The 2,136-nt window shown below is 45.3% G+C and carries 4 protein-coding genes; 2 read left to right on the top strand and 2 right to left on the bottom strand.

What is annotated here, in order from left to right; all coding sequences use genetic code 11:
* The first annotated feature begins 149 nt into the window (after window positions 1-149).
* The gene (locus F6K49_RS43190) at window positions 150-383 is read left to right on the top strand and encodes a type II toxin-antitoxin system HicB family antitoxin (protein WP_293085047.1); all 234 of its coding nucleotides are present in this window, start codon (window positions 150-152) and stop codon (window positions 381-383) included.
* 52 nt (window positions 384-435) lie between these two features.
* On the opposite strand, the gene F6K49_RS43185 is transcribed toward F6K49_RS43190, so the two are convergent.
* A complete protein-coding gene (locus F6K49_RS43185) occupies window positions 436-828 on the bottom strand; it encodes an SCO5389 family protein (RefSeq protein WP_293107787.1) in 393 nt (130 codons plus the stop codon).
* 171 nt (window positions 829-999) lie between these two features.
* Here F6K49_RS43185 and F6K49_RS43180 point away from each other — a divergent pair, with 171 nt between their 5' ends.
* A complete protein-coding gene (locus tag F6K49_RS43180; protein WP_293107784.1) occupies window positions 1,000-1,128 on the top strand; it encodes a hypothetical protein in 129 nt (42 codons plus the stop codon).
* Window positions 1,129-1,337: 209 nt separating this feature from the next.
* On the opposite strand, the gene F6K49_RS43175 is transcribed toward F6K49_RS43180, so the two are convergent.
* Window positions 1,338-1,580, bottom strand: a complete 243-nt coding sequence (locus F6K49_RS43175; RefSeq protein WP_293107781.1) for a hypothetical protein — start codon at window positions 1,578-1,580, stop codon at window positions 1,338-1,340.
* Window positions 1,581-2,136 lie beyond the last annotated feature (556 nt).

Here is a 2,136-nt window from a genome sequence, read left to right as displayed (position 1 = left end):
TCCTTCAACTACCAACTCAAAAATTTGACGTACATCCCAAATACTTGAAAACTATTCACAAGGCTGACGGCTATGAATATCAATATTGAAAATAAGGATACCCTATCGGGTAGTTTACTTGTTGGCGGCAATTCCCCTCCCGCTAACCCGTGCCGGGTATAACGGGAGTCCCCTTGCCGCATCTCAGATGGAGAGTCATTCTGGAGCCTGATCTAGTTAACGGAGATTGGGCAGCTTGGTGCCCCGAACTTCCTGGTTGTACTTCCTGTGGTGAAACGAAAGTAGAAGCAATAGAAAATATTCGTGAGGCTATTGAGCTCTACCTTGAACCTGCCCCCCTTGAGCTGCCGGAAGGTTCTCTGACTTGCGAGGTTAGTATCTAATGATGTCTATTTTCACGCCTAGGCTCTAGTAGCTAGAGCCTCTGGTTAAGTTTTAACAATGGATCAGTTCTGGTGTCTGGTTCAGAATTTGACTGCGAATAGAAATAAAGTCCTGATAAGCAGGTGATTCTAAAGCTTCTGGACGAAATATAGCGGTTTTGTGGCAGTTTTGAAAGGCTAACTTGATCCCGAAATAACGCTCGACTGCACCACGAATCGCATCCCCACCTATCATCCGCAATAGCTGGGCTCGATCTTGCTCAGTTGGTGGTGGTACCGAATGCTCTACCCATTCCGCTTCACCCTGTGCCAATCGCTTGGCCAGGTCTTCCACAATTCCAAAGGCATAAGGTAACGATTGCCTAATGCTCTCAATAAAAGCTTCTTGATTAACCTCACCCTCCTGTGCCTGCTTCAAAAGCTCTGGAGTAATGTTCAGTGACATTGGCTTTTCCTTGATATCCCTAATCAACAAAATAGTTATCAGAGGTTCACACTTAGTTGGCTGAACCTCCCAGGGAACAGTCTATCGTGATAATGATTATTTTTATTGTTAATAATAATCATTTTTAGTAAATAAATATTACGATGCAGGCGGTTAGAGACGTACTATGCTATGCCAGTAGGCTTGGTCAGTTTTGGGAGAATGCGATTAGCCCGAAGGGCTACGCTACGCGATGAAGCGTTCGCGAAGCGTGGCCAAAGGCCTCAGCTTCCGCGCTTATGCGATCGCACGCCATCCTAGTAGCAAAAAGATGACGCGCCAGTAAACCGACTTGCAATGCAGCCAAACTCTCCACTGCTTGGGGAATATCTCACTGAAACTCGATCAAAAACTCCCCCCCTTCCACTCCAGCATGTTTATAGCTGCCGCCAGTTTTCGGTCTGTAAACCAGCTTCACCTTTAATGAATAATGAAGTCGCTGATCACGCAAGTATCGAGAAGATATCGCATCAGAATAATTCCGGTTCACGAGGTGGCAGGAGTTGATCACGATAGGACTCGAAAGCCGGGAAATCAGGAATTCCTTCATAAGACAATACGACATCAGACCACTGGGAAATAGAGCTAGGTGCCGTTTGGATTAGCTGGCGTAAGGCTTGGAGAACAAAGGTTTGGAGCGGGACATTTGATTGAACCGCTTGGCGGATGAGGTCTTGTTCGAGATCTGGAGGTAGGTCGATTGTGATTTGCATAGGTTCAGATTCTTGGTATTAAAGTTTTGAATTTTTATTGAAGTTGAGAAGCTTGCGCTCTATAAGGCATTATTGTCCGAACGTTAGTTCTATGAAAAAAGTTCCTAACCTTACATATACGCAAATTAATGCTGCTCTGTAACCAGACGGATCGATAATGCTTCGTCAACGGAGTAGCCAGATTCTAAATGCTTCCCTCAAGGGTATTTTTAATGTAGCTTCGGTGGTAGAAGCCCACCACAGATCAGCTAATCCTACTTATGTTATCTATGATAGTGACACAAACTAGGTAATCTTGCCGCTAGTGGAGTACGACTATCGTGGAGTACGACTATCAAAGTACCTGTGCTGGGATGATTGACAAGGGTTTACCTGCTATTTTAGCTTAGTGTTTGGCTAGGGGGTTAGAGTTTGCCCAGAAAGCTGAAGTTTCGGCGTTGCTGAATTAAGGAATGAATGCGCGATTATCTGGTTTTATTAAAGCCCCCTAAATCCCCCAACTTTGGGGGACTTTAAGAGTTTTGTTCCCCCCAGAATTGGGGGGCTAGGGGGGCGA

It is taken from the genome of Moorena sp. SIO3I6 (genome assembly GCF_010672095.1).
Note: the sequence above shows the minus strand (reverse complement) of the source record. Positions and strands in the feature narration are given on the sequence as shown.